Origin of the sequence: Zobellia russellii, assembly GCF_018728565.1 — a bacterium.
GTDB classification, from domain to species: Bacteria; Bacteroidota; Bacteroidia; order Flavobacteriales; family Flavobacteriaceae; genus Zobellia; species Zobellia russellii.
Map to the genome: position 1 here is coordinate 1 of NZ_JACSOI010000030.1, position 553 is coordinate 553.

At 51.4% G+C, this 553-nt stretch carries 1 protein-coding gene and 1 pseudogene; one reads left to right on the top strand and one right to left on the bottom strand.

Features of this window, described 5'->3' with window-relative positions:
• Nucleotides 1-72: 72 nt before the first annotated feature.
• Nucleotides 73-249: pseudogene (locus tag H9565_RS20440) on the top strand (carbohydrate kinase); the annotation flags it as partial.
• A gap of 27 nt (nucleotides 250-276) precedes the next feature.
• On the opposite strand, the gene H9565_RS20445 reads toward H9565_RS20440, so the two are convergent.
• A partial coding sequence (locus tag H9565_RS20445; protein WP_317195454.1) for a hypothetical protein occupies nucleotides 277-553 on the bottom strand: 277 nt, incomplete at its 5' end.

Below are 553 nucleotides of genomic sequence, written 5' to 3' on the forward strand. Positions count from 1 at the left end.
AAGGAATACGGGCCCGAGGACGAACTGTCAAGGGTCACCGGATCCCCAAAACTGGGCATGCTCAACACCGGTATGCATCTATATTGGCTGAAGAGGACCAGACCGGAAACCTTCAAAAAAATAAGGTACTCCCTACACTTGCCCCAATACCTGAGCTATCTGTTCACCGGGGTCCCGGTAAGCGAATATACGAGCATCGGGTGCCACACCATGCTCTGGGACTTCGAAAAAAAGGACTACCATTCATGGGTCTATCAAGAGGGCATCGAAAAGAAATTACCGCCGCTGGTGTCTTCCAGAAAGACCGTTCCGGTCGACTATAAGGGCAGGACAATCAAAATGGGCGTTGGCATACACGACAGTTCCTCCGCCCTGTTGCCCTACATAAAGAGCGCCAAAAAACCTTTCATATTGGTCTCCACGGGCACATGGAGCATTTCCATCAACCCTTTTAACCGGGGGATGCTCAGTGAAGACGATATCGGGAACGGCTCCTTGTTCAACATGAGGATAGACGGAAGTCCCGTAAAGGTTTCCCGCCTGTTCCTGGGCA